The following is a 25,549-nucleotide window of genomic DNA, read 5'->3' on the forward strand; positions in this document are numbered from 1 at the left end:
GTCATCTCCTCGACGGCAAGGGCGGGCGCGCAGGGCTCCAGATCGGCAGCCGGGCAAGGCGGCCGACGATCATCGGCCCGAACAGGACCACGGCGAACATGCGTACGGTCTGGAAAGCCAGCACGGCGGCGACATTGGCATTGGTCGATATGGCGACAAGGGCGACGGTTTCGATGCTGCCCGGCGCGGTGGCCAGCAGCGCCGTCTTGAGGTCGAGATCGGTGAGCATCGACAGCGCCCAGCCGAGCAGCGCGCTGATCAGGATCAGCACCATGGTCGAGACCAGCACGACGGGCATCAGACGCATGACCTTGCCCAGCACATCGCGGGTGAACTTCAGCCCGACCTCCAGCCCGATGATGCCGAAGGTCAGCACCAGCACCGGGGCGGGCATCGACAGGTGCATGAAGCCGCCGGCCTCGATCACCGCGCCCAGGATCATCGGCACCAGCATTCCCGCGCCGGGCAAAAAGCGCAGCCGCCCGGTCAGCAGCGACATGGCCGCGATCCCCAGCGCCACGACCGAGGACAGCGGCGTGACCTCGCGCAGCACGGCAACCTCTCCGGGTTGCGAGGGCAGCAGGCTGGCCAGCACGGCGATGGAGACGATGACCCCGGCAAGGCGCACGTATTGCATCAGGGCCACGACGCGCGCATCGGCGCCCCGCTCGGTCGCAATGATGACCATGGCGCCGGACATGCCGGGCAGGCTGCCATAGATCGCCACGTCGCGGTCGATCCCGGTGCGCCGGTTCACCGCCCAGCCAATCGCGAAGGCGGCCGTCAGGGTCAACGCGGTCATCAGCAGCAACAGCGGCCAGTCCTGGATCATGTCGACCAGGATCGCGGGCGACATGGCCGTGGCGATGAAGACCCCGGCGCAGCCCTGCGCCAGCACGTAGATCGGCCGCGGAATGCGCAAGGGACTGCCGCTGGCGCCAAAGCCGATCCCGGCGATCATCGCGCCCAGAAGCGGCGCAGCCGGGAAATGCACCAGCGTCAGGACCAGCGCCAGCGCCGATGCGAGGCTCAGCATGGCCGCCCATTGCAGCGCCCCCCGGACACCTTCGGTGCGCCCAAGATCAAGGCGGGGCACTCCTGTCACGGCGCGACCTTCGGCGCTTCAAGGCAGCGCTCGACCCAGGCCGCGGCCCGCAATGTGGCCGCGTCCTCACCGATACGGCCGATGATCTGAACCCCGACCGGCAGCCCGTCGGACAGAATGGCCGGCAGGGTCAGCGCGGGCATGTGCAGCACGGTCCAGGGCGTGTTGAATTCCGGCGACCCGGTCGCCTCCAGTCCTTTGGGCGCGGTGCCCGGTGCCGAGGGAGCGAGCAGGATATCGACCTCTGCCATCGCCTGCGAAAGGCTTTGGTGGACGGCGGGCAAGGCGCGCCGGGCAGCGTCGTATTCCTCGACCGTGACCCTGGCCTTTTCGGCCAGGAAGGCGCGCGTGACCTCGGTCAGACGGTCGCCCAGCACCAGACGTTCATGCGAAAGGGCGCGCGAGACCTCCCAGCCCATGATCGCGGCGTGCAGCCCGTGGGTCGATCCGAAATCGGTCGGCGGCGTGATGTCGGTTACCCGGGCACCCGCCGCGCCAAGCGCCCTGATCGCATGATCGAGGGCGGCATCGGTCGCGGCCTCGGTGTTGAAGGGCGGCGTGCGGAACACCCCGATGCGCGGCGCTGTATCGGGAAGGCCCTTCAGCGCCAGACCGGGGCGCCCGCCAAGGATCGCGGCGACAAGGGCCGCATCCGCCACGCGGCGCGTCACCACCCCCAGCGTGTCGAGCGAATGGGACAACACCTTGATCTCGGACGGATCCAGCAGGCCGAAGCTGGGCTTGTAGCCCACTACCCCGCAATAGGAGGCCGGGCGAATGATCGACCCGGCGGTCTGGGTGCCGAACCCCATCAGCGCCATGCCCGAGGCCACCGCAGCGCAGGACCCGCTGGAGGAGCCTCCGGGCGTATGGGCGGTGTTCCAGGGGTTGCGCGTCTTGCCGGGACTCGCCATGGCGAATTCGGTCGAAACCGTCTTGCCCATCATCAGCGCGCCTGCCTGCCGGGACTGGGTGACGCAGGGCGCATCCCAGACCGGCTGCGTCGCGCCATACAGGGCCGAGCCATAGCCCGTCGGCATGTCGCAGGTGTCGATCACATCCTTGACCCCGACCGGCAGCCCGGCCAGCGCCCCCCTCGTGCCCGCAAGATCCAGCGCATCCGCCGCATCGCGGACCATTGCGGAATCGTGGAAAATGAATGCGCCGACGGACTCTTCTTTCGTGGCGATCCGGTCCAGGTAGGCCTCGGCCACGGCACGGTGGCTCAATGCACCATCACGAACCCCGGCGATCAGGCTGCAGGCATCAAGGGACAGGATGGGGTCGGTCATGCTGGGGACTTCTCTGTCAGGTTGGGGCGACGGTGCGCCCAGGGGGCGGCGCGTTCGATCTGCCCGGCGAGCGAGAACAGAAGCGCATCCTGCCCGTAGCCGGCCCCGAAATGCACCCCGATGGGCAGCCCCTCGACAGACAGGCCGAAGGGCAGGTTCATCGCCGGACAGCCCGAGGAATTGAAGACGCAGGTAAAGGGGCTGTGCTGCCAGAACCGGTCATAGAACGCATCAAGATCCGCCGGGCTGTCGCCGGTGGCGCTCGACATCTCGCCGATGCGGGGGGGCAGTTCGCCGCTGCCGGGGGTCAGCAGGATGTCGTAGCCCGCAAAGAACCGCCCCATGTCGCGCGCGGTGCGGTGCAACAGGTTGACGGCTGCCAGATAGTCCATCCCGCTCAGCCCCATGCCTTCGCGGATCCAGGCGCGGTTCACCGGTTCAAGCTCGGCCACCGGATCGGCGAGCCCGAGCATGGCGCCGCGCGCCGTCACGGCGCTGGCGACATTGACTCCGGGGATCACCCGCCAGGCGGTCTTGAGCGCATGGGCGTCATACCCGGCATCGGTGATCTCTTCGACATGATGCCCAAGGCTTTCCAGCAGGCGCGCAGTCGCCACGCAGGCCGCCCGGACCTGGGGATCGACGGGCGTGCCAAGCGGTGAGTCCAGGGTCATCCCGATCCGCAGCGGACCGGGATCGCGCGCCGCCGAGGTCGCAAAGCTGTCGTGAACAGGGGGACAGGCCGAAGGGTCACCCACATCGCCGCCCGCGGTCGCATCCAGCAGGGCCGCGCTGTCGCGCACCGACCGGGTCAACGCATGGGGCGTCGACATGCCCGCGATGCCTTCGACCACCACGGGGCCAAGCGGATTGCGCATCCGGCTGGGCTTGAACCCGAACAGACCGGTGTGACTGGCCGGCAGACGTGTCGACCCTGCCCCGTCCGAGGAATTGGCGAAGGGCACCAGCCCAGCCGCCACGGCCGCCGCCGATCCACCCGAGGATCCGCCGGGCCCATGATCCTTGTTCCACGGATTGCACGTGGGCCCGGAAGTGGCAGGTTCGGTGGCAAAGCTGAGCGCGAATTCCGGCGTATTGCTCTTGCCCATCAGCACGACACCGGCCTTGCGGTAGCGGGCCACCAACGTGCAATCCGCCGCATCTGTCATACCCTGAAACAGGCGGCAACCGGTCGACATTTCCATCCCCGCCACGGCGATGCCGGTGTTCTTGACCAGCATGGGCACGCCGGTAAAGGGCCCATCTGGCAGGCCGCGCACGATATCGGCCTGCGCCAGGTCGAAATGCGGATGCACGATGGCGTTGATCTGCGGTTCCAGCCGCGCGATGCGGTCAAGGGCGGTCGCAAGGACCTCTTGCGAGGTCACCTCGCCGCTTCGCACCAGCGCGGCAAGCGCGGTCGCATCAAGGGTGTCGTATTCCGAAATCATAGGTCAGCCGATCTGGGCGAGGAAGGCGCCCTTGTCCCAGTAATCCCGCGTACCCTCGATCCGGTCGTCGCGGATCCGGATCAGGTGCAGGCCATCCAGCACGACCTGCCGGCTGCCGGGCACCTCGCCGTCCTTGCCGCCGCGCAGGGTAAATGTGCCGGTCATGACGTAATTCACCGCTGTCCAATCCGCTGATCGGATCACCTTGCCCGGCGCCCAGCGGACATCGGGCAACATGCGGAACAGCCCCGACAGGCCATCGGCCAGGGCGACCTGGCCTTCGCGGCGGCCCTCCATGGCGATTTCCTCGTGCCAGCCATCGGCGTGATACAGCGCGGCGGCGGCAGGGGCGTCATGGCGATTATAGGCGGCGTAGAACGCCTCCAGCAGGGGGTTATCCAGCATGGCGGGAAGTCTTCCGGGATTCAGGATTTGGAAAACCCCGGACCGCAGGCAGCGCGGTCCGGGACAACGGTATTACCAGTCCATGCCCGCGATGGTCTTGACCTGATCGACGAAGGCCTCGCGCTTGACCTCCTCGAAGAGGCGGGCGCGCAGGCGCGGCGCGGGCGAGGAATTGACGTTTTCAAACAGCGCCACGCGTCCGGCCAGGGCCCCGCTGGTCATGTCCCAGATGAAGTTCATCAACAGCTCTTTCTGCATCGCGGACACACCGTGGCCGGGCAGCAGATCCTGCAGGTAGTGACCGACCTCGGGGTTCTCGAAGGCGGCCTTGCCGAAGCGCATGACCAGGCCCTGACCACAGATTTCCTGAAGCGTGTGGATGACTTTCGGATAGTTATCAATGGAATAGAGCCGGCCTGCCGTCAGCATGGAGACATCGGGCGTCAGCACACCGGCCGCGGTCATGGTGGCCTGCGCTTCGGCGGCGATGACGAAGGCACGCAGGGTCTGGGCGTATTCGATCAGCTCGCCCAGCATCAACTGCACAGCCGGGATCTTGCCGGTGCCGAGCACGTCCAGCACCATCTGACCGGCACCCACGAACAGCTCGGCCTTCACCGCCAGGCGGGTCAGCACGTGCCAGTGGGCAAAGACGCAGACCGGCCCGTACCAGGACATGCCAGTGGGGTCACCAAGGTTGAAGATCTTGTCCTTCGGCACGAAGACATTGTCGAAGATGATGAACTGGTCGGCCTCTTCCCCCATCGAAGCGACGGGATGGTCGAACTTGTCCGCACCGGGTTGCGAGACCATTTCACGCGAGATCATCTTGATCCCCGGCGTGTTGATCGGCACCGCACCCCAGACGCAGGCTTCGGGCGGGGTGGTGGTCAGCCCGCCGAGGTTGGTGAAGAAGATGTCATTGGCCTGAGCGGCGATCGACCCGACGGTCTTGGCCCCCGATACGACGATCCCGTCGGCCCGCGCCTCCTTGACCCGCAGGAAGGCCATCTCGGCGGCTTTCGGGTTCGACCGGTCGGTCTGCGGACCCGCCAGGCTTTCCGAAGCGGTCAGGTTGTTGTTCCGGCCGAAGTCCATGTAGGCTTCGATGTTCTCGACGAAATCAGGCTGGCAGCCGTCGATCATCGAGGATTTCTCCTTGAAGGCTTCGCGGTGCGCCATCAGCCCGGCGACGATGGCGGGCGACAGATCCGGCGGACGGCCGAAGGTGCCCGCGGTCTTGAGGCTGGTATATTCGATCATCTTGCGCCGCGCAGTCAGTTCTTCGGGCGTAGTCGGAACCTGCCAGGACCGGCTGACCAGCTCTCCGCTGGCGGGATCGTTATAGGTGGTGGCCTCGGCGAACTCGGGCTTGAACTGGTCGTCGAACATGCTGGCAATCAGGTCGACCCCGGCAGCCAGCGCGGGTTCGTCCGTGACCTTGTCCAGCTTGCGGCCCCCCAGCCAGATCTGGCGTCCATCATCAAGCGAGGCCTTGAACTCTGCCCCGGTCTTGAGGCGATGCGCCGGCTTCACGGCCGCGGGATTGGTATCTTGCACAGTCATTGGGGTCTCCTGAAACTTCCTTGTCGGCGGACCGAAGCGGCGGATGGCTCTTGCACGTCTTCAGGGCGCCCTTGGCCCGCCCGTGCCGGCACCTCTTGGTATGAGTCGAGCGTATGGTTGCCGACCGAACCATTGCAACCAAAAAGAATGGTTGCGACCGAATTCTACCTTCCGGGCCTGAAATTCACGCAGAGCATCCCAAAAATCAAAGCCACATTCGTAATAATGCCCGCAAAAATAGTGCAAATAGGAACATTCAGGGGGTCGCTTGCCCAAAGTCAGGGCATTTTCACTGATTGACCGCAAGAAGTTCGCCCGCAACCATTTAAACGGTTGAGATGTGTTGACGGACCATTTTCGCCGGATATGGTCTGACTCGTAGCGGTTGGTTGCAGTCCCCTCGACCACCGCAAATCACGTAGGACGTCCGGCGACAGACCGGCGGCGACACGCCGTCTCCGGTGCCGGGAGCCCTGTGACAGGAGCATGGATTGATGACCGCCTTCCCCACCCCGCACAGACGCGCCGCCCGGAAGGGCCTGGCGCCTGCCGTCCGGGCGGTGGTGCAGAAGGCCTGCGATCAGAAAGCGGTGCAGACGGTCTTTTCCACCGCCTCGGGCAGGGCGTCTTCGGGCGATGTGGTGCAGCTGTATTCCATCGGCACCTCCTGCGCGCCGACTGCCCGCTTCAGCGGCATTTCAAAGCGTGTGTCCCAGCTGCGCCCCGCGACCCCGCACCAGATCCGCTCTACCGGCATCTGGTCCTCGACCGGGTTCAGCAGCAGCACCGCGCCGGTTTCCGGATCGGACCAGAAGCCGCTCGACAGGGTCGCCCCGAAGGCGACCGTACCGATGTCGAAAGAATACCAATGCGCCAGCTTCACCCCACAGGTCAGCGGCACGACGCCGATGTTCTGCACGGCAAAAGGCACGGCCACCAGACCTTCGGTGCCGCGTTCCGGCGTCAGGCCATGGCCCTGGGCAAGGGCCGGCGCGGCCAGGGCAAGGGTGGCGCAGAAGGTCAGCGCGGAACGGAAGAAGGAAACGGTCACGGCAAACCTCGTCTGATCGGAAAGAAGAAAGCGGGCACCGCCGGGACAGGCGGGCCTTACAGGCCCGAGAAACGAAAACCAAACGGGCTGAATGTCAACAACAGGGAACCAATGATGCAACATTCTCGGAATCGAAGACTGACTCACCTTGTGTCTGCTGCAGCGCTAAGCGTTGTGCTGGCGCTTCCGGCCTGGGCCGAAGACATCTCCTCCATCGCCATCCTGACCCCGGAAGCGGGCACCGATTTCGGCTGGAACCAGCAGGGGATCGACGGGGCCAAGGCCGCCGGCGCCGCCATGGGCGTCGACGTGATCGTCGCGGAAAACCTCGGCTACGGCGATGTGCGCCCGACCCTGCGCGAACTGTCCGAAGAAAAACCCGGCCTGATCATCGCCCATGCCAGTGGCTACAACACTGCCGCACCCGAAATCGGCGCCGAAGCCGGTGTGAAGGTCGCGATCACCGACAGCCCGGATTCCCTGATGGAAGGCGCCGTGGTCGACTATACCTCTTCGGGTCACGAAGGCGCCTATCTTGCCGGTGTTCTGGCCGCCAAGATGTCCCGCTCCGGCATCGTCGGCATCGTCACCTCGGGCGAGCCGCCCTCGTGGAATTCCCAATCCGCGGCCTTCGCCGAAGGCGTGAAGGCGACCAATGCCGATGCCACCGTACGGTATGCCGTGATCGGCCCGGCAGCCTATTCCGATGCGGCGGGCGGCAAGCGCGTGACCGAATCGCTGATCGCTTCCGGGGCCGACATCATCTTTGGCCAGGGCAACGGGTCGTCCTTCGGCATGTTGCAGGCGGTCGAGACCACGCCGGCCGCCGATGGCGAAAAGGTGCTGTTCATCGATGTGATCGGCGACAAGACCCCGATCGACAAGGGCTATCTGCTCAGCTCCGTCCTGTGGAACCTGGCGCCCGTCTACGAAGAGATGATCGCGGACATCAAGGCCGACACCTTCGGCACCCGCAACTACGGCATCAACCTGGCCGATGGGTCGGTCGCGCTGCTGCAGACCCCGCAGATCCCGGATGACGTCTGGGCCGAGGTCATGACCGTCAAGGACGAGATCGTCGCCGGCGACCTGGTGATCGAACCGCATTTCGACGCCCAGTCGGTGCATGACCTGGTGGCGGGCGAGTAACCCGCGCCCCAACCGCTGAAACGCTTCATGCGGGCCCCGACCGGGCCCGCATTTCCCAACTTCCCCGGAGGTCCGACATGCCGGACGGACAGCAGATCCCCCTTGCCGCACAGCCCGTCGCCCCCGGCGCGGTGATCGTGCAGCTGGAGGGCGTGACCAAGCGCTACCCGGGCATTATCGCCAATGATTCCATCGACATGGAGTTTCACGCCGGCGAGGTGCATGTGCTTCTGGGGGAAAACGGCGCGGGCAAGTCCACCCTGGTCTCCATGCTCTCGGGGCTGCAGCAACCCGATGACGGGCGCATTCTGGTCGATGGCGCGCCGCGCGCCGTGGCCTCGCCTGCCGCCGCGCTGGAAATCGGGATCAGCACGGTCTTTCAGCATTCGATGCTGGTGCCCAGCCTGACCCTGGTCGAAAACGCCACGCTGGGGCGCGGCTGGTTGCGCCGTCCCGACCGCGACGGCACCGCCGCCGAAATGGCCGAGGTTGCCGAGCGGATCGGCGTCCGAATCCATCCCCGCGCGCTGACCAGCGACCTGTCGCTCGGGGAACGCCAGCAGGCCGAGATCGTGCGCGCGCTGATGCGTGGCACAAGGTTTCTGATCCTTGACGAAGCCACCGCGATGCTCACCCCGCATGACGCCGCCCGGCTGGGCGAGCTGATGCAGCGGCTGGCGGCCTCGGGCGTGGCAGTCGTCTTCATCACCCACAAGCTGAACGAGGCGGTGGCCTATGGCGACCGGATCTCGGTCCTGCGGCTGGGAAAGAAGGTGGGCGGGATCGCCCCGGACGCGCTGAAGGCCATGGCCCCGGCCGAAGCCACCGCCGAGGTGGTGCGCCTGATGTTCGGTACCAGCGACATGACCAGCGCCCGGACGAGCCGCCCCGAGACGGCCACGCTGGACCGCAAGGCAGGTCCGGCGCTGGAAGTGCAGGCGCTATATGCCGCCGCCGCCCATGTGCCGCTGTCCAATATCGACTTCAAGGTGTGGCCGGGCGAGATCCTCGGCATTGCCGGGATCGACGGCAATGGCCAGAAACAACTGGCCGAGGTGCTGGCCGGACAGGCCCCCCTGTCGGACGGTCGCATCCGTCTGGACGGTGATTTCATCGACGGGCTCAGCATCGGGCAGCGTCGTGCGCGCGGGCTGCGCTATGTCAGCGACGACCGTCTTGGCGAAGGTACGGTGGGGGCCTTTCCGGTCTCGATCAACCTGCTGCTGAAGCAGATCGGCGCCGCACCCTACTGGACCAACGGGCTGGAAAGACCTGCGGCGATTGCCACCAATGCCCGCGCCAAGCGGCGCGATTTCGACATTCGCACGCCCTCGATCGAAACCCCGGTGGGCAAGCTTTCGGGCGGCAACATTCAGAAGGTCCTTCTGGCGCGCGAACTGACCGGCACGACGCGGGCCGTGATCTTCAACAAGCCGACCTACGGGCTCGACCTGGCCAATATCTCGGCCACGCGGGCGCGGATCCGCGAAACGGCCACGGCCGGGGCGGCGGTGCTGCTGATCTCTACCGAACTCGACGAGGTGCTGGAGCTCAGCCACCGGGTTCTGGTCATGGATCAGGGCCGGGTCGCCGGGATCGTGGACAATGACGAGGATGCGCGCAGGCGGATCGGGGAACTGATGAGCGGAGTAAGCAAATGAGCGCCGGATCCATGGCAGATATCGACGCGCCGGGTGGCAACGGACGCCTGCGCGACCTCGGCACCGCCTGCGCGATGAGCATCGGCCCGGTGATCGTGGCGCTGCTGCTGTCAGGGCTGATCCTGTTGGTGATGCAGGTCAACCCGTTGGAATATTACGCCTATGTCTTCGGGCGCGGGCTGCTGTCGCCCACCGGCGTACAGGCCACGCTGACCCGGATGGGGCCGCTTCTGCTGATCGCAGCCAGCCTGATCGTCGCCTTCCGCGCCGGGATCTGGAACCTTGGCGGGGACGCGCAATTCCTGATGGGCGCCGTGCTGGCCGCCGCCTGGACACCGTTGCTGGTCAGCCATGTGCCGGTCAGCGTGGCGCTTCTGGCGGGCCTTGGCGTGTCCTTCATCTTCGGCGCGATCTGGGGGCTGATCCCGGCCATCCTGCGCGCCTGCCAGGGCGTGAACGAGATCATCACCACGCTTATGATGAACTTCCTCGGCATCTCGCTTGCCAGCGTGCTGGTCAAGCTGGTCTATTTCGACCCCGACACCACGGTGCCCCAGACCCGGACCCTGGCGGTGGCGGACCGCTTGCCGACGCTGTTCGGAACCACGGTATCCAGCGGCCTGCTGATCGGGCTGGTGGCGATCCTGATCGTGCATTTCGTGATGACGCGCACCGCCTTCGGACTGCGCCTGCGGGTGGTCGGCGCGAACCCCGGCGCCGCCGTCCACGCGGGCCTCGCGGTGCCTGCACTGACCGTTTCGGTCTTTGCCATCTCGGCCGGGCTGGGCGGACTGTCGGGCGGCGTCGCCATCCTTGGCCAGTACGGCAATGTGCGCGCCGACTGGAACCCGGCCTATTCGCTGTCCATCGTCCCGCTGGTCTTTCTTGCGCGGTTCAACGGCTTTGCCTCCATCGCCTTCGTTGCGCTGTTCTCGATCCTCTCGATCGGGTCGGAAAGTGCCGCCCGGCGCATGGGCGTGCCGAACTACTTTACCCTCGTCACTGTGGCGATCCTGCTGATCGTCCTCGGCGTCACGGAATACATGGGCGCCCGGCGGCGTCAGAAGGCAGGAGCCTGAGATGTCGCTGTTCACAGATACCTTCCTGATCGCCCTTTTCGTCGGAGCGATTTCCGCCGGCATTCCCCTGCTGCTGGCCGGGCTTGGCGAACAGCTGAGCGAAAAGGCCGGGGTGCTTAACGTCGGCATCGAAGGCATGATGCTGGGCGGGGCCTATGCCGGGTTCTGGGTTGCCTGGGCCTATGACAGCATCGGTCTGGGGATGCTGGGTGGGGTCCTTGGCGGGCTGGCCGTGTCCTCGTTCATGGTGATCTTCTGCGTGCGGCTTGGCCTGAACCAGATCGTCGTCGGCATCGCCCTGACCCTTGGCGCAGAAGGGGCGACGGCCCTGCTGCACCATATCCAGTTCAGCCGCCTTTACCCCCGCCTGCCCCAGGTGCCGACTTGGCGCATCCCGGGGCTGGCGGATATTCCCATCCTCGGCCCGGCGCTGTTCGACCGCGAACCGGTCGTCTACCTGGCGCTGCTGCTGGTACCATTCTTCGTCTGGCTTTACCGGCGCACCCATCTTGGCCTTGCCATCCAGGCCGCCGGCGACAAGCCCGCCGCGCTGGATACCGCAGGGGAAAACGTCCTGGCGATCCGCAGCCTTGCCGTGCTGACCTGTGGCGGATTAGTGGGACTTGGCGGCGCCTTCATGTCCATCGTCGCGGCGGGCGTCTTTGTGCCCTTCATGACCCATGGCAACGGCTTTATCGGCATCGTGCTGGCGATGCTGGCGCGCGGTCGCCCGCTTTGGGTGCTGCTTGGGGCGCTTTTGTTCGGAGCCTGCCTTTCCGCCGCGACGGCCCTGCAGGTGGCGGGCGTGAATGTCCCGACGGACGTGGTGCAGATGCTGCCCTATGCGGCCGTGATGCTGGTGCTGCTGTTCGCGGGCCGCAAGGCAAAGCTGCCGACCGCCCTTGGCGCCGCCTATGTGCGTGGCGAACGCTAGGGGCGCGCCGGGCCAGAGCCGTGAAAACGTCGGGGGCAAACGGCGTTGTTGCACAAATCGGCTGATGATCAGGCTCCCCCTTTCCCCGGACGGAATTATCCTACGGCCACAGTAACGGGTATGCCGAGCGCGGTGTAACCGTTCATGACGGCGATACGGACTTGGACTTCCGCCACCTGACGGTCGAAATCCCGGGCCATGAGGCGTTGGCCCAGCAGTTTCATACAGTGCATCCAATCGCCGGGAAAACGATCCCCCGGATCGTTTCCTGGCCCGGCTCATATCTCGACGCGGCTTCGGCGGTGGTATCCGGTCCAGTTTCGCCAGATGGCGCGACCGAGGCATTTCGATGCGCGAAGCGCCTCGTTGCGCGCGATTGCGCCTGCTGTCGTGGGTTTCCAGGGCTTGGCGTTCCTGCGAGGTGGGATGACGGCATGCGCACCGCGGTCGGCGATAGCGTCGTGGCACTTGCGCGTGTCATAGGCACCGTCGGCGGTGACGCTGCCGATCTGCTCATCCGCCGGGATCTGGCTGAGCGGGTCGGGCAGAACAGGTGCGTCGCCGATATGGTTCCCTGTGACTTCAACGGCTCGGACTTCCAGTGTTTGCTCATCAATCCCGAGAAGGATCTTGCGCCAGACCCGCCGCTTGGGACCGCCATGCTTGCGGGCGTTCCACTCGCCTTCGCCCTCGATCTTGATCCCGGTGCTATCCGCTGCCCGGCAGGGTCACGCGAAGCATGATCCCGAGAGGGGATCAGCAGGTGCAGCGGCCCCTTGGAGCCGCGATACGGGACATTCACAGCGAGGATCTTCCGACGGCGGGACAGCGTGCTGAAGTCTGGCACCACCCAGTTCAGACCGATTAGAGAAAGCAGGCTCTCGACGAAACCGGTCGTCTGCCGCAAAGCCATGCCGAACAGCACCTTCATCGTCAAGCAAGCATCGTCAGGCAAGTTTGAATGGCGGTATCGCTGTAGGTCTGTTGTCGGCCACGCCTGCCAGTCGGCGTGGCATCCCAAATCATCTCGGGGTCAAACCAAATCGTCCGAGAGGTCGTGAAACGACGCGCTTGAGCGCTTCATTGTAGGCTGGCCAGTTCCTGGTCTTGTAGGTTGGGGGTGTAGGTTTGCTCATGGAGCCCAGCTACCATACTGGATTCACAAGATGAATCGCTCACGCGGTTTGTGCAACATAGCCGTTCAAAACCCGTCTTTTGTCGAAAAGACGGTCTTTGGATGTCGAACAACAACTGATGTTCAGTGGTGACCCCGGCAGGATTCGAACCTGCAACCTGCCCCTTAGGAGGGGGCTGCTCTATCCAGTTGAGCCACGGGGCCGACCTGAGCATCTCTTACCCGGTCAAATCAGGCTTGTCATCGTCGGATTCCCGCCCGAGGTCTGTTGAAGTCGAAACATAATTTCAGGCCGAACCGAGCAACTTCACCGCCATTTAAGCTGTCCTTAAAGCGTTGATGCCATCTCTTCCGCCGGATGCGGCCTTCCCAATGACAAGCAGCGGGGGCCCGACGAAATCGTTTCGGCGCCCCCGATGGTAGCCACCTGCAGAGGATGACAACATGACGGCATTTTCAGGTTCCGGCGGGGCATCAGCCTCAAGAAGTTCGCGGTTTACCCTACTTGGCAATATCCGCCTGGCCGTGAAACTGCCACTGATCATCACCCTGGTCAGCCTGATCGTGGGTGGCGCTCTTGCCTATACCGCCTTCCGGGACGCCCGGATCATCATGACAGAGCAGCTGGAGCAGAAATTCCAGGCCACGGCCGATGCGCGCAAGCATGCGCTGCTGGAGTTCATGGCTTCGATGGATGAATTGCTAACGTCGCAGGCCGAAAATCCGACCGTCATCGCCGCCATGAACAGTTTCAAACTGGCCTGGCCCGGCATCGGCGAAAACCCCGGAGACGCCCTGCAAACCGCATACATCCAGAACAACCCGAACCCTATCGGCGATCGCGATGAAATGACGACCTCCGGCCAATTCCCCCAATACGACCGCGTGCACGAGAAATATCACGAGTACATGCGCCGCTTCATGCGATCGCGGAACATGCAGGATGTCATGTTGATCGATCCCAATGGCAATATTGTCTATTCCACTGCGAAAACGGCGGAATACGGCACCAACCTGGTTGACGGCCGGTGGCGCGATACCGCGATTGCCCACGCCTTCCGCGACTCGCTTGACGCCGGAAAAGGAGAGGTCGCCTATTTCGATTTCGCGCCCTATGCCGTGCAGGACAACATGCCGGTCAGCTTCTTTGCAACGCCGATGTTGGGGCGCGACGGCAAGCCACTCGGTGTGCTGGCCTTCGAATTGTCTGCGGCACCGATCAATGCGCTGATGCAACGCGGCGAGGGCCTGGGCAGCACGGGCGATGCGCTCTACGTCGGCTCAGACATGCGCCTGCGCAGTGCAAGCCGCTTTACCGACGGGCCCCAGCTTCTGGAGCAACTGCCGGACGATGGCAATATCAGCGAAGCCGTGGCCAGTCGCCGTGCAGCCTTCGTCGAAACGGTCGGCACCAATGGAGAGCCGGTACATGCGCTGATCGACCCGATCGACATCGGCTCGGCCAGCGGGGCGATCATTGTCGAGCAGAAGGATTCCGAACTTCTCCAACCCATCGTCAAGCTGCGCAACATGCTGTTCGTGCAACTGGGGGTTCTGGGGCTGATAATCACAGTTCTGGGCGTCGTGATCGGTCAGACGATCTCCAAACCCTTTGTCCAGATAGGTGCTGCAATCCGCAAGGTCGCCGATGGGGATCTCGACAGCACCATCCCCATGACAGATCGGCGTGAAGACGTCGGCAACCTTGCCCGCAGCCTAGACAACCTGCGTGGAAAGCTGTCCCAGGCCTCGGATCAGCGGCAACTGCAGGAACAACGAGCGGAAGAGCAACGTACCGTGGTGCAGCATCTGACTGGCGCGATCAATGAACTGTCCGACGGCAACCTGACGGCCGTAATCCAGACCCAGTTTGCCAGTGACTACGAGGAACTGCGCAACGGGTTCAATGTTGCCTTGATGAAACTCAACGATACGATATCGGAGCTTGTCTCTTCGGCGCAGGAAATCGACAACAATGCCCATGACGTCGAAAACGCCTCCAACGACCTCAGCCAGCGTGCGATCGAACAGGCCGCCAGCCTGGAAGAAACCGCTGCCGCGATCACCCAGCTTTCCGCATCGGTGAAGTCCACGGCAGATTCGGCCGGCGAAGCCGACAATGTGGTGCGCAAGGCCAAGGAAGATGCTACGCGAAGCGGGGCGGTCGTCGATCAGGCCATGGTCGCAATGGACAAGATCTCGACCTCGTCCCAAAAGATCACGCAGGTAACCAGCGTGATCGAAGACCTTGCCTTCCAGACCAACCTCCTTGCGCTGAATGCCGGTGTCGAAGCGGCCAGGGCGGGCGAGGCAGGACGCGGTTTTGCAGTCGTCGCCTCAGAGGTCCGCGCCCTTGCGCAGCGCAGCTCCGAAGCCGCGAAGGAGATTAACGGACTGATCGAGGAAGCCGCCCAGAACGTGTCGGGTGGGGTCGAACTGGTTGAACGCACCGGAAAATCCTTCCAAAGCATTATCGGCGAGTTCGACAAGGTCGCCGCCTCGGTCACCTCCATAGCAACAGCCGCGCGCGAACAATCGGTTGGCCTGGAAGAGATCAATACGGCGGTCGATCAGCTTGATGGCGTGACGCAGAAAAATGCGGCGGTGGCGTCGCAAGTCCACGGCACGGGCAAGGTCATGGTCAGCGAGGCCTCCAAGCTCAGCAGGATCTCGCAAAGCTTCCATTGCGACAACAGCAAGGTCCGCCGCGCCATCGAATCCGCCCCTGCCAAGGAACAACCCGCCCGTGCCGTCGTCAACGCCCCGCCGATCGGCGGAGCGGACAATAGCTCTGACGATTGGGCCGAATTCTAAGGCGCGGTGACCTGCTCCCCTGAAAAGTCCGCAGTTTGGGGTTAGTCTGTTCCTATTGAAGGAGACAGACGATGAAGCGATCAAGGTTCACGGAGGAACAGATCATCGCTATTCTAAAGGAGCACGAGGCAGGGCTTGGCGCGAAGGATCTGTGTCGCAAGCACGGTTTCAGCGATGCGACCTTTTATAAATGGCGTGCCCGGTTTGGCGGCATGGAAGTGTCGGATGCGAAGAAGCCGAAGGCGCTGGAGGCTGAGAACGCGAAGCTCAAGAAGCTGCTGGCCGAACAGATGATGGATGTCTCGACGCTGAAGGAAATGTTGGGAATGGAGGCAGGTGAACGCCATCGGTCCGAGAGAGCCTGCCGGCCCTTCTAAGGCCTGGTGCGCGGCGAAGAGCTGTGGATTGGGCCATGACACAGAAGGGATATCGACAGCGGCGGGCCTGCGCTTTGGTCGGGATCGGTCCGCGTGTGTATCGACGACCGCCAACGCAATCGGAAAATACTGACCTCCGGGCACGTTTCAAGGACCTGTCATCTGAGCGGCGGCGGTTCGGGTATCGGCGCCTGCACGTGCTGCCGCGGCGTGAGGACTGGCAGGTGAACTGGAAGAATCTGTATCGCATTTATAAAGAAGAGGGCCTGTCCGCGTGCAAACATGGTGGCAGAAAGCGTGCCCTGGGCACCAGAGCCCCGAAGGCAGTCCCGCAGGGGCCAAACCAGCGGTGGAGCCTGGACTTCGTGTCCGACAGCCTGTCCTTTGGCCGCCGGTTCCGCATCCTGAATGTGATTGACGACTTCAACCGCGAATGCCAGGCGTCCGTAGTCGACCCATCGCTGTCGGGCATCCGGGTCGGTCGCGAACTGGACCGGATCACCGAGATGCGAGGCTATCCCTGCATGGTGGTCTCTGACAATGGGACGGAGCTAACTTCCAACGCCATCCTGAAATGGCAGGAGGACCGCAGGGTTGACTGGCACTACATCGCGCCAGGTAAGCCGATGCAGAATGGCTTCGTTGAAAGCTTCAACGGTCCCATGCGCGATGAACTGCTAAACGAGCACCTTTCAAAAAGCTTGCGCCATGCCCGCAATTCAGTGGCGGCATGGCGCGAAGACTTCAACCACCACCGCCCACATTTAAGCCTCGCTGGCATGACACCATGGGAATATGCTGACCGGCCAGACGAAGACCAAAACCTGAACAGTGCTAACTCATAAACGAGGACTCCCGAGGGAGCAGGTCAGCGGCTATCAAAGCATGATCCCGATACCAAGCAACGTGGCCGGACAAACCTTGCCAGCACTCGGGATATCGCGTCTTACTGAAAAGCCAAGTTTAGCTGGCAATACTTCGGTCATCTTGTTGGAAGGCAATGACAACTTGAAGGAAGGGCAGAGCGCAGGCTAGCATTGGGCAAATAATCAGGATCCCCTCGTGTCAAAACCTCCCAGCCGTCCCTTGACCCTCCGTGACGTTTCCGAAGCTTCCGGTGTTTCGGAAATGACGGTTAGCCGCGTTCTGCGCAATCGAGGCGATGTCTCGGATACGACGCGGCAGAAGGTGCTGACAGCCGCCAAGCGCATGGGATACGTGCCCAACAAGATCGCGGGCGCCTTGGCAAGCCAAAGGGTGAACCTTGTCGCCGTCATCATCCCATCCATGTCCAACATGGTTTTTCCCGAGGTCATGGGCGGCATTTCCCGAGTTCTGGAAACCTCTCCCCTGCAACCCGTCGTCGGGGTGACGGATTACATTCCGGAGAAAGAGGAAAAAGTCCTTTACGAAATGCTGTCTTGGCGGCCTTCCGGCGTCATCATTGCCGGGTTGGAACATTCCGACGCCTCCCGCGCCATGTTGCAGGCATCCGGCATCCCCGTGGTCGAGATCATGGATACGGATGGTACGCCGATCGATGCCGCCGTGGGCATCTCGCACCGGCGCGCGGGCCGCGAAATGGGGCGGGCGATCCTACGCGCAGGCTATCGCAAGATCGGATTTCTCGGCACCCGGCTTGGAGCCGATCACCGTGCCCGCAAACGTTTCGAAGGTTTTACCGAGGCATTGGCCAAGAGCGGCATCGAGATCTCGGATACGGAATTTTATACCGAAGGCTCGGCCCTGGGGAAGGGCCGAGAGATGACGCAGAACATCCTGAAGCGCCGCCCGGACCTTGATTGTCTTTATTATTCCAATGACATAGTCGGCGCCGGCGGTCTTCTCTGGATGATCGAGCAAGGCTATGACATCCCCGAAAAGATCGGTCTGGCCGGGTTCAACGACGTTGAACTGCTGCAAGGTCTGCCGCGCAAGCTGGCCACGATGGATTCCTGCCGGGCCGAGATCGGCCGCCGCGCCGCCGAGATTATTCTGGCCCGCGTCGAAACCCCGGAAAGCGCCTCGGCCGGCAAGGTCGAACTGTCCCCGAAAATCAATTTCGGCGACACCCTGCGCCTGAGTTAGGCCTGCAGCCGCCCTATTACAGAGTTGGGAACAAGGTTAAGATGCCCCAGGAGAGACCCGCGCCCCTGGACAACCGCAACGCCCGGAAACTGTTTCTGCATCGGCATCTGCTGGGCACTCCCCCCAAGGGGACGGGCAAGGGCGCGGATCTGACAGGTCTGATCCAGGACCTGGGCTTCGTTCAAGTGGACTCCGTCAACACCCTTGCACGCGCCCATGACATGATCCTCTTTGCACGCCGCCCGACCTACCGCACCGGCAATCTGGCCCCACTGCTTGAACGCGACCGGGATTTGTTCGAACATTGGACCCATGACGCGGCCATCCTGCCCATGGCCTTCCTGCCCCATTTGCGCCACCGTTTTGGCCGTGACGCGGAACGGTTGCGGGCCCGATGGCCACGGTGGCAAGGCGACGCCTTCTTGGGCGAACTGCGCAATGTGCAGGATCATGTGACCCGCCACGGAGAAGTATGTTCGGGTGACCTCAAATCAACTCCCGCCGCGAAATCAACGGGTTGGTGGGACTGGCATCCCTCCAAAGCCGCGCTTGAATACCTTTGGCGCAGCGGTGTCCTTGCCATCTCGCGGCGGCAGGGATTTCGGAAATACTACGACCTGGCAGAGCGGGTCTATGAGCATCCAGCAGAATGCCCGGACCTGAAAGAAAGCCTGGATTGGCTGAACGCGGCCGCGCTCGACAGGCTCGGCTTCGCCACAAGCGGCGAGATCGCGGCCTTCTGGGACATCGCGACCGCCGACGAAGCCCGGAACTGGTGCCAGGCGGAACTCGGGGAAAACCGCCTGACCGAAGCCGAAATCACCGGCGCCGACGGGCGGCCGCGCCGGGTCTTCCTGCGCCCCGGCACGATCGAGACCATTGCGTCTCTGGCCGATCCCCCCGGCCGAATACGGGTCCTCAGTCCCTTCGATCCGGTCCTGCGGGACAGAAACCGCGCCGAACGGCTTTTCGGATTTCATTACCGGATCGAGATTTTCGTGCCCGCGCCCAAGCGGCGTTATGGCTATTACGTCTTTCCCTTGCTCGAAGGCGACTGTCTTGTCGGGCGCATCGACATGAAGGCGAACCGGGAAACCGGGGCACTGGTCGTCACACGTGTCTGGCCTGAGCCCGCGATCCGTTTCGGGGCCGGACGGATCGCGCGGCTATGCGCCGAACTGGATCGAGTTGCCCGTTTCGCCGGGCTCGATTACGTGACCTGGGCCCCTGACTGGCTGGTGACCTAAGCCGCAGCCACCGCACGCCCGGTCATCACCTTCACCAAATGCGCCCGGTATTCCGCCGATCCGTGCAGGTCGCTCATCATGCCCTCTGCAGGCAGACTGAGATCGGCAATGGCCTTGCGGGAAAAGTCGGCAGACAGTGCATTTTCTGCCTCTGCCCAACGGAAAACGCCTTCTTCCGAAGCGCCGGTCACGGCCACGCGAACGCCAGAGGCGAAGCGGGCGATAAAGACACCCGTCATTGCGAAACGCGACGCGGGCTGTTCGAATTTCACATATGCAGCGCCCTCCGGGATCGGGAACCGAACCGCAGTCACGATCTCACCTTCCTCGAGGGCGGTGGTGAACATACCTTCGAAGAAATCGTCGGCCGCAATTTCACGCCGGTCCGTCACGATCACCGCAGCCGAAGCAAGCGCTGCAGCCGGGTAACAGGCCGCGGGGTCGTTGTTGGCCAGGCTGCCGCCGATCGTGCCACGGCTGCGCACGGCCGGGTCGCCGATTTGCCCCGCAAGGGCTGCAAGCGCGGGATAAGACGTGGCGGCCAAACGGGCGATTTCTGCATGCGAGGTTGCGGCTCCAACAGTGAGCAGATCACCTTCCATGCCGACATGGCGCATTTCCTCGATCCCGAGCAGGCTGACCAGAACCCCCGGAGCATTCAGCCGTTGTTTCATCGTCGGAATAAGGGTCTGCCCACCGGACAGAGGCTGCGCCTCTTCATCGGCCAGGGCAGCAACCGCTTCTTCGATGCTCGTGGGTTTGACGAATTCGAAATTGTACATGGTTTGCTTCCCTGTCCTGGCTTCGGCTCCGGCTTGCCAAAGGCAAACGCCGGGGCAGACTTTGGCCTCTACGGCGGCCATGTCAATATCCACTCCCTTCGAGAATGATCTTTGGGCAGGAGGTCTTGCGCGATGGCGGACGAAAAGGTGCGATCAGGCTCTGGGCGATCGGGCAGTGTTTTGCATGTTTCCCGATAGAGAGACTTGGGAGGGGATGACGCCTGCTGGCATCGGCTGCGGGATAATCGGCGGCAACGGAACATTGGCTGCGCCCTCTGGCGTCAGGCTCGGGTCCGGAACGGGCGGGCACATGCGGGACGCTTGCACACGCATGTCTCGCGCCCAAGCCGCAAAGGAAAATTCCTGCTGGAAAGCCCTGCGGATCTCGGTCCGGAACTGTTCCGGGGCAGCGCGGAAAGCCTCGGTCAAAGCAGTGATGCGCAAGGCATCTTCCTGGAGGTCATCCACACCCTCGCCTGCCGTGAGTTCAGTGCAAAAGGGGTGCCTTGCACTGATTTCGGCGGTGCCACCCGTCGCGCTGAGGGCCAGGGGCAACCCGGCCTCGAAGGCTTCAAGGGCCGCGATCGGCATGCCCTCGTACCGCGAGGTCAGCAGGTAGACGTCAGCTCGGGCCAGCAACGGACGGATATCAGCAACCTCGCCCAGAAAGGTGACTCGGCTCAACGGACCCGGGCCAAGAATATGCTTGGCCTTTCTTCGGAAACCTGCGGTTTCCGTACCAGCGCCACAGATGGTCAGCCGGTAAGTGCCGGGCAAGGCAGCAAAAATTGCCAAAGCGCGCGGCAGGTTCTTCTGGCGGGCCGCGCGACCCGTCATGAGCAATTGCCGCGTGGTATCATCTGGCTCTCGCCTCTTGATTTCACCGATATCCGAACAATTGGGACGCTGCGAAATCTGATGACCAAGGCAAAGGTCCTCGCCTACCGCACCACGGTACTCATGTTCCGCAGCCTTGGAAAGGAACAGCAAATGCAGCCCGGAAAGGCGGCTCAAAAACAGCTTCTCGGCCCGGATCGTCAGGGCTGAGGCCCTGTGCCCCTTTCCGAACGGCAACCCGTGAAAGGTTACCGCAATTTCCGGCCGGCCTGGCAGTACCCCACACAACGCCATCGAGCGCAGCAGGAACACGGCCATCCGTGAATGCGCCCAGACCAGAGCAGGCTGCTCCCGACCGATCAATTGTCGTAGATGACGCGCGGCGCGCAGCCATCGCAAAGGGGAAACAGAGCTTTCAAGCCCCGGCACCTCGACATGACGGGCCGGTGTGCGATCAAGCTCCTTGTAGACGCCCGCGCATTTGTCCGATGCCACGGTCAGATCGGCGATGCCGGTCAGGGCCCGGACAAGTTGCAGGATGTGGCGGGGTACTCCGCTGTGGCCGCCAGCGCCGCCGATCAACAGAATGCGCGGCCTGGGAAGAGGTGAACGATCAGACCCGGCCAAGAACCACGGCCCCCCAGAACCCGACGCAGCCCTCCCGGCTTTGCCGGTAGACGCCGGCACGCCGCATCTGGCGCAGGCGACCCCGCAATGGCGCGCGCCGCCCGTCCGAGAAAGCTTGAAGGATCTTTCGGTTCTCGGGAACCAGAAACTCCGAACACCGCTCCAGCCCGGCGAGTTGAGCCTGTATTCGTCTTGCGTATAGGCCCCGTGATACCTGAACCTTGCGTCGCACCCAATCGGTCACGCCACGCCCGGCGCCGATCACGTTGCCCTCATGTTGGCGATAAAGAACGGAAGGTTCGCAATCCATCAGACAGACCGCTCCCGCGCCGGTCAGCAATTGATAGATCCACCAGTCATGGGAATAGATACCATGGGCCAGAGGCGCCGCATCCCGCGCGATTCGAGCCGCGGCGCCATTCATGACGATTGTGTTGCCGAAGGCCACGTTTTCGACCAACGCGTTGGAAAAACCAGGCCGTCGGCGCGGTGCGCGCGAAGGCGTGAGATTGTTCGCCGTCCAATCGATCCGCCGCCCGAAGACAAAGGCCGGAACCGTCGCGGGCAGGCGGTTGAGCATGGCCACTGCGCGGCCCAGGCGTTTGGGCAGCCAGATGTCGTCCTGATCGGCCAGCGCCACATGACCCGGCAGATCCGGCAGGTCCGCCAGCATCGACAGGTAATTGGCGGCAAAGCCCGCCTCTGGCCCCTGGCGCAGGCTTACGCTGCAGGGTCCCTCGCCCAAGGCATTCGAGAACCGCTTGATCACGTCAATGCTCCGGTCCGTTGACCCATCATCGCTTGCCCAAAGTACCCAGCGTTCGCACCCACTTGCCAAAAAGCTGGCCAGTTGCGGTTCAAGGTATTTTTCACCGTTGCGCACACCCATCAGGATCAACATGAGGCTCTCTTGTTTCTGCTTGCCGTCAACCTCGCCTATGGGCCGTTAATTTTGGTCTAATCGCGCATGATCCTTCCAAGGATTTCAGAAGAAAACGGCAAATTGCAGTGTGCTTGATGGAAAACCTTGAGCGTAAACGCTTCGTTCACTGCCTCACGTCTATCAGAATGCAACGCGTTTCAGAATGGAACAGAGACATGCGATACGCCGCCCTCCCCCTTCACCTTGCCAGACGGTTTGCGCATTACACGCGGGAAGAAGGGTTGAAGAACACGCTCCGACGCTCTCTGACCTGGTGGCGGAATACCGGCCTGGGCCGACGCGGTTCGATTGCCCCGGAAGTGACCGGCGGGGTAACGGATCTGACAGGCTTCTTCCGCAGCGATAGCAGCTCCTTCTGGACCGAAAGTGCATCCAGAACGGCGTTTTCGATCCCGACCCCACCGATCCGGCGCCAACGCCCGAAGATCGCCATGATCGGCGATCTGAACCTGCCGCAATGTCGGAAATACCGGGTCGAACAATTGGCCGAGGTGTTTGCCGCTGCCGATGCCGATTACGTCTTTTCCCATTATGAGGACCTGCCGCGCTGCATGGATATTCTGCAGGACGCCACGCATCTGTTGCTTTACAGATTGCGCTCGCATCCCCATGTCACCCGCCACCTTTACGAAGCACATCGGCTGAAGCTGCCGATCCTCTATGATATTGACGATCCGCTGTTCTCGGTGCCGGCCTATGCGACCTATGGCAACATGGATGTCCTGCCGCCCGAGTTGAAAGCACATTTCATCGACGAAGCGCCACATTATGCCGAGGTGATGAACATGGCCGATGTCGTCTCTGTCTCGACCCCGGTGCTGCGGGATCATGCGTCGGAATTCACCTCGCGTCCGGTCTTCCTGCGCAGGAACTTCGCCGACCGCAGCACGCTGGAGGCACAGCCGCGCCCCGACGGTCCGCATGGCGAGGGCTTTCGCCTGTGCTTCGCCAGCGGCTCGCAAGGACATGAGGTCGATTTCGCAGTGATCGAAAAGGATGTGACCGAATTTCTGGCCCGAAAACCCGACCGGAAACTGGTGATCCTCGGCCACTTCGACACCCGCCGCCTGCCGGCCGAGATCCGGAACCAGGTCGAAACACATGCATTTACGGACTATGCGGGCTATCTGGCGCATCTTTCGGGCTGCGATGCGGCGATCATGCCGCTGGCCGATGACCTGTTCAATCGCTGCAAGAGCGGGGTTCGGGTGATCGATGCGGCCTCGGTCGGTGTGCCGAGCCTTGTCGGCACTGTTTCGGACATGCAGGCCCTTGTCCAAGACGGTCGGAATGGACGCGTGATCGACTCCGCAGGCGATTGGGGCGCCGCCCTGGAGGACCTTGCCAGCGACAGGCCCTTGGTGCGTGAAATGGGTCGCGAGGCGCGATCGGGGCTGGAAACGCGTTGGTCCGCAAGGGTCGAAGAACCGGTGATCGACCCTGAGATGATCCGTTGGATCGCCGCATGACAGCGCCCCACGTCCTGATCGCGAATATCTTCTTTGCGCCCTATACTTACGGAGGCGCGACCATTGTCGCCGAAGAAGTCGCGCGCGCGTTGGCACAGCGTCACGGCTGGCAGGTCTCGGTGCTGAGCGCCGTCAGCCGCATCGACCTGCCACCCTATGCGGTTCGCAAGATCCAGACCGGCGAGATCCCAAACTTCGTCATCAACCTGCCGCCATCGCGGCCCTATGCACAGATGTACTGCAACTCCCAGGTCGCAGAGGCCGCCGGACGGTTGATTCAATCCCTGGCGCCGGATCTTGTTCATGCGCATTGCATTCAGGAACTCGGCACTGGGGTAATCCGCGCCGCCCGGCAGGAAGGCCTGCCGGTGGTCGTCTCCGCGCATGATTTCTGGTGGATCTGCGAAAGGCAGTTCATGATCCGTCCTGATGGCCGCTATTGTGGACAGGATCCGGTCGATCTGAATGTCTGCCGTGGCTGCGTTCTGGACATGTCGCAAACACGCACCCGGCAATTGCAGTTGAAACAGTCCATGCAGGAGGTCGACCTGGTAACCTACCCCTCCGAATTTGCCCGCGATCTGTGTCATCGATCCGGCCTATTGCCGCAACGGGAAGCGGTCTGGCAAAACGGGGTCCGTCATCCGGGTCCGGGGTTCTTTCGGAACCAGGCACGGCGGCGACGGACCCATCCGACCCCGGTTTTCGGCTATTGCGGCGGGCCTTCGGATATCAAGGGCTGGCCATTGATCCGCAAGGCGTTCGAGGGTCTCGAACGTTCCGATTTCAAGGTCCTTCTGGCCGACGGCAGCATGGACGGAAGCTGGTGGAAAGACAGTGAATTCGCAGCTCTGCCGGGAACCTGGAAGGTGCATCCGCGCTACAGTCAGGACGAAATGGATGGCTTTTGGCAAAACATTGATGTGCTGTTGTTTCCCTCGCAATGGAAGGAAACCTTCGGACTGACCATCCGCGAGGCCCTGTGTCGAGGAATCCGTGTGATTCAAACCAATAGCGGCGGGACTGTCGAACATACGGGGCCGGACCGGGATCGCGTCTTCCCCATTGGTGCCCGGCCGGAGGCCTTGCGGGCTGAGATCCTGCATGCGCTGGCCCGTCTGGATCCTTGGCCCGACCCGGTTGCCGTCCCGGATTTCGACAGCCAGGCCGATCACTTCGCTGAATTGGTGCAACCTTTGCTGCACAAGACCATGGGCATGCCGACTGTCCGTCCGGTTCAACTGGCCAGGTCCCACGATCCCTCCGGCTCTGCGGCAAGAACCGCGTGACGGGGTTTGCACCCTCTCGACCAAGGGCGTGACACCGACCGGGGTATCGGAGGTGCCTGTTGGAAAGGGCGTCGGACTGCTGAGAGGTCTGCGGGGATAGCGCCTAGAGGCATTTGTCTTATGCGGCGTTGCCACCCGAGAAGCTACGCTCCGTCAGTCAAGATGGCGTCCTGCGATCGTGATCCGGTGGCGGTCCCAGCCCCCGAAAGCGCACCACCTGAGGCTCCGATGCAGGAAGGCCGAGACAG

At 63.1% G+C, this 25,549-nt stretch carries 18 protein-coding genes, 1 tRNA gene and 2 pseudogenes; 10 read left to right on the forward strand and 11 right to left on the reverse strand.

Features of this window, described 5'->3' with window-relative positions:
- Position 1 precedes the first annotated feature (1 nt).
- The 6 genes from PSAL_RS12135 to PSAL_RS12160 all read right to left on the reverse strand — a co-directional run bounded on the left by PSAL_RS12135 (position 2) and on the right by PSAL_RS12160 (position 6,870).
- Positions 2 to 1,105: an AbrB family transcriptional regulator gene (locus PSAL_RS12135; RefSeq protein ID WP_147407613.1), complete on the reverse strand. Its 1,104-nt coding sequence runs from the start codon at positions 1,103 to 1,105 to the stop codon at positions 2 to 4.
- Positions 1,102 to 2,397: an amidase gene (locus tag PSAL_RS12140; RefSeq protein ID WP_119838494.1), complete on the reverse strand. Its 1,296-nt coding sequence runs from the start codon at positions 2,395 to 2,397 to the stop codon at positions 1,102 to 1,104. The genes PSAL_RS12135 and PSAL_RS12140 overlap by 4 nt, the downstream gene beginning before the upstream one ends.
- Positions 2,394 to 3,848: an amidase gene (locus PSAL_RS12145; protein ID WP_119838495.1), complete on the reverse strand. Its 1,455-nt coding sequence runs from the start codon at positions 3,846 to 3,848 to the stop codon at positions 2,394 to 2,396. Before PSAL_RS12145 ends, PSAL_RS12140 begins: the two co-directional genes overlap by 4 nt.
- A gap of 3 nt (positions 3,849 to 3,851) precedes the next feature.
- Positions 3,852 to 4,253, reverse strand: coding sequence for a nuclear transport factor 2 family protein (locus PSAL_RS12150; protein ID WP_119838496.1), 402 nt, complete (start codon positions 4,251 to 4,253; stop codon positions 3,852 to 3,854).
- 72 nt (positions 4,254 to 4,325) lie between these two features.
- Positions 4,326 to 5,819, reverse strand: a complete 1,494-nt coding sequence (locus PSAL_RS12155) for a 4-hydroxyphenylacetate 3-hydroxylase N-terminal domain-containing protein (RefSeq protein ID WP_119838497.1) — start codon at positions 5,817 to 5,819, stop codon at positions 4,326 to 4,328.
- A gap of 580 nt (positions 5,820 to 6,399) precedes the next feature.
- Positions 6,400 to 6,870, reverse strand: coding sequence for a hypothetical protein (locus PSAL_RS12160; RefSeq protein WP_147407614.1), 471 nt, complete (start codon positions 6,868 to 6,870; stop codon positions 6,400 to 6,402).
- A 150-nt stretch (positions 6,871 to 7,020) separates the two neighbouring features.
- Between PSAL_RS12160 and PSAL_RS12165 the strand changes: the two genes are divergently transcribed.
- The 4 genes from PSAL_RS12165 to PSAL_RS12180 all read left to right on the forward strand — a co-directional run bounded on the left by PSAL_RS12165 (position 7,021) and on the right by PSAL_RS12180 (position 11,693).
- Positions 7,021 to 8,019 carry a putative B6 ABC transporter substrate-binding protein gene (locus PSAL_RS12165; RefSeq protein ID WP_196941853.1) on the forward strand — a complete coding sequence of 333 codons (999 nt, stop codon included), beginning with the start codon at positions 7,021 to 7,023 and terminating at the stop codon, positions 8,017 to 8,019.
- Between the two features lie 77 nt (positions 8,020 to 8,096).
- Positions 8,097 to 9,680 (forward strand): putative B6 ABC transporter ATP-binding protein, encoded by a 1,584-nt coding sequence (locus tag PSAL_RS12170; protein WP_119838500.1) that lies wholly within the window; start codon positions 8,097 to 8,099, stop codon positions 9,678 to 9,680.
- An 11-nt stretch (positions 9,681 to 9,691) separates the two neighbouring features.
- On the forward strand, positions 9,692 to 10,759 hold the full coding sequence (locus PSAL_RS12175; protein WP_196941854.1) for a putative B6 ABC transporter permease subunit 2: 1,068 nt from the start codon (positions 9,692 to 9,694) through the stop codon (positions 10,757 to 10,759).
- Position 10,760: 1 nt separating this feature from the next.
- The gene (locus tag PSAL_RS12180; RefSeq protein ID WP_119838502.1) at positions 10,761 to 11,693 is read left to right on the forward strand and encodes a putative B6 ABC transporter permease subunit 1; all 933 of its coding nucleotides are present in this window, start codon (positions 10,761 to 10,763) and stop codon (positions 11,691 to 11,693) included.
- Positions 11,694 to 11,788: 95 nt separating this feature from the next.
- Here PSAL_RS12180 and PSAL_RS12185 read toward each other — a convergent pair.
- Together PSAL_RS12185 and PSAL_RS12190 are read right to left on the reverse strand one after the other, a co-directional pair.
- Positions 11,789 to 12,829: pseudogene (locus PSAL_RS12185) on the reverse strand (IS5 family transposase).
- Between the two features lie 126 nt (positions 12,830 to 12,955).
- Positions 12,956 to 13,032 (reverse strand) — tRNA-Arg (locus PSAL_RS12190).
- A gap of 321 nt (positions 13,033 to 13,353) precedes the next feature.
- Between PSAL_RS12190 and PSAL_RS12195 the strand changes: the two genes are divergently transcribed.
- From PSAL_RS12195 to PSAL_RS12210, 4 genes and pseudogenes are all read left to right on the forward strand, one after another.
- A complete protein-coding gene (locus PSAL_RS12195; RefSeq protein ID WP_196222741.1) occupies positions 13,354 to 15,642 on the forward strand; it encodes a methyl-accepting chemotaxis protein in 2,289 nt (762 codons plus the stop codon).
- A 71-nt stretch (positions 15,643 to 15,713) separates the two neighbouring features.
- Positions 15,714 to 16,864 (forward strand): annotated as a pseudogene (locus PSAL_RS12200) (IS3 family transposase).
- A 217-nt stretch (positions 16,865 to 17,081) separates the two neighbouring features.
- Entirely contained in the window at positions 17,082 to 18,107 is a 1,026-nt protein-coding gene (locus PSAL_RS12205) for a LacI family DNA-binding transcriptional regulator (RefSeq protein ID WP_119838504.1), read from the forward strand.
- Between the two features lie 41 nt (positions 18,108 to 18,148).
- Positions 18,149 to 19,354, forward strand: a complete 1,206-nt coding sequence (locus PSAL_RS12210; protein ID WP_119838505.1) for a winged helix-turn-helix domain-containing protein — start codon at positions 18,149 to 18,151, stop codon at positions 19,352 to 19,354.
- On the opposite strand, the gene PSAL_RS12215 is transcribed toward PSAL_RS12210, so the two are convergent.
- The 3 genes from PSAL_RS12215 to PSAL_RS12225 form a co-directional block, all read right to left on the reverse strand.
- Positions 19,351 to 20,136 (reverse strand): FAD binding domain-containing protein, encoded by a 786-nt coding sequence (locus PSAL_RS12215; RefSeq protein WP_119838506.1) that lies wholly within the window; start codon positions 20,134 to 20,136, stop codon positions 19,351 to 19,353. The genes PSAL_RS12210 and PSAL_RS12215 overlap by 4 nt on opposite strands.
- 153 nt (positions 20,137 to 20,289) lie before the next feature.
- Positions 20,290 to 21,555 (reverse strand): glycosyltransferase family 4 protein, encoded by a 1,266-nt coding sequence (locus PSAL_RS12220; RefSeq protein ID WP_196222742.1) that lies wholly within the window; start codon positions 21,553 to 21,555, stop codon positions 20,290 to 20,292.
- A gap of 31 nt (positions 21,556 to 21,586) precedes the next feature.
- Complete coding sequence (locus tag PSAL_RS12225; RefSeq protein WP_119838508.1) at positions 21,587 to 22,501, reverse strand: glycosyltransferase; 915 nt, start codon at positions 22,499 to 22,501, stop codon at positions 21,587 to 21,589.
- Positions 22,502 to 22,764: 263 nt separating this feature from the next.
- Here PSAL_RS12225 and PSAL_RS12230 point away from each other — a divergent pair, with 263 nt between their 5' ends.
- Both PSAL_RS12230 and PSAL_RS12235 read left to right on the forward strand, forming a co-directional pair.
- Positions 22,765 to 24,012, forward strand: coding sequence for a glycosyltransferase (locus PSAL_RS12230; protein ID WP_196222743.1), 1,248 nt, complete (start codon positions 22,765 to 22,767; stop codon positions 24,010 to 24,012).
- Positions 24,009 to 25,301, forward strand: coding sequence for a glycosyltransferase (locus PSAL_RS12235; RefSeq protein ID WP_119838510.1), 1,293 nt, complete (start codon positions 24,009 to 24,011; stop codon positions 25,299 to 25,301). Before PSAL_RS12230 ends, PSAL_RS12235 begins: the two co-directional genes overlap by 4 nt.
- The last annotated feature ends 248 nt before the right edge of the window (positions 25,302 to 25,549 follow it).

Source organism: Pseudooceanicola algae (genome assembly GCF_003590145.2).
GTDB lineage: Bacteria > Pseudomonadota > Alphaproteobacteria > Rhodobacterales > Rhodobacteraceae > Pseudooceanicola > Pseudooceanicola algae.

What these genes read in the sequence shown, in the direction of transcription:
- PSAL_RS12140 (WP_119838494.1), bottom strand. Translation starts at nt 2,397, where the DNA reads ATGACCGACCCCATCCTGTCCCTTGATGCCTGCAGCCTGATCGCCGGG.
- PSAL_RS12145 (WP_119838495.1), bottom strand. Translation starts at nt 3,848, where the DNA reads ATGATTTCGGAATACGACACCCTTGATGCGACCGCGCTTGCCGCGCTG.
- PSAL_RS12150 (WP_119838496.1), bottom strand. Translation starts at nt 4,253, where the DNA reads ATGCTGGATAACCCCCTGCTGGAGGCGTTCTACGCCGCCTATAATCGC.
- PSAL_RS12155 (WP_119838497.1), bottom strand. Translation starts at nt 5,819, where the DNA reads ATGACTGTGCAAGATACCAATCCCGCGGCCGTGAAGCCGGCGCATCGC.
- PSAL_RS12170 (WP_119838500.1), top strand. Translation starts at nt 8,097, where the DNA reads ATGCCGGACGGACAGCAGATCCCCCTTGCCGCACAGCCCGTCGCCCCC.
- PSAL_RS12175 (WP_196941854.1), top strand. Translation starts at nt 9,692, where the DNA reads ATGGCAGATATCGACGCGCCGGGTGGCAACGGACGCCTGCGCGACCTC.
- PSAL_RS12180 (WP_119838502.1), top strand. Translation starts at nt 10,761, where the DNA reads ATGTCGCTGTTCACAGATACCTTCCTGATCGCCCTTTTCGTCGGAGCG.
- PSAL_RS12210 (WP_119838505.1), top strand. Translation starts at nt 18,149, where the DNA reads ATGCCCCAGGAGAGACCCGCGCCCCTGGACAACCGCAACGCCCGGAAA.
- PSAL_RS12215 (WP_119838506.1), bottom strand. Translation starts at nt 20,136, where the DNA reads ATGTACAATTTCGAATTCGTCAAACCCACGAGCATCGAAGAAGCGGTT.
- PSAL_RS12225 (WP_119838508.1), bottom strand. Translation starts at nt 22,501, where the DNA reads ATGTTGATCCTGATGGGTGTGCGCAACGGTGAAAAATACCTTGAACCG.
- PSAL_RS12235 (WP_119838510.1), top strand. Translation starts at nt 24,009, where the DNA reads ATGACAGCGCCCCACGTCCTGATCGCGAATATCTTCTTTGCGCCCTAT.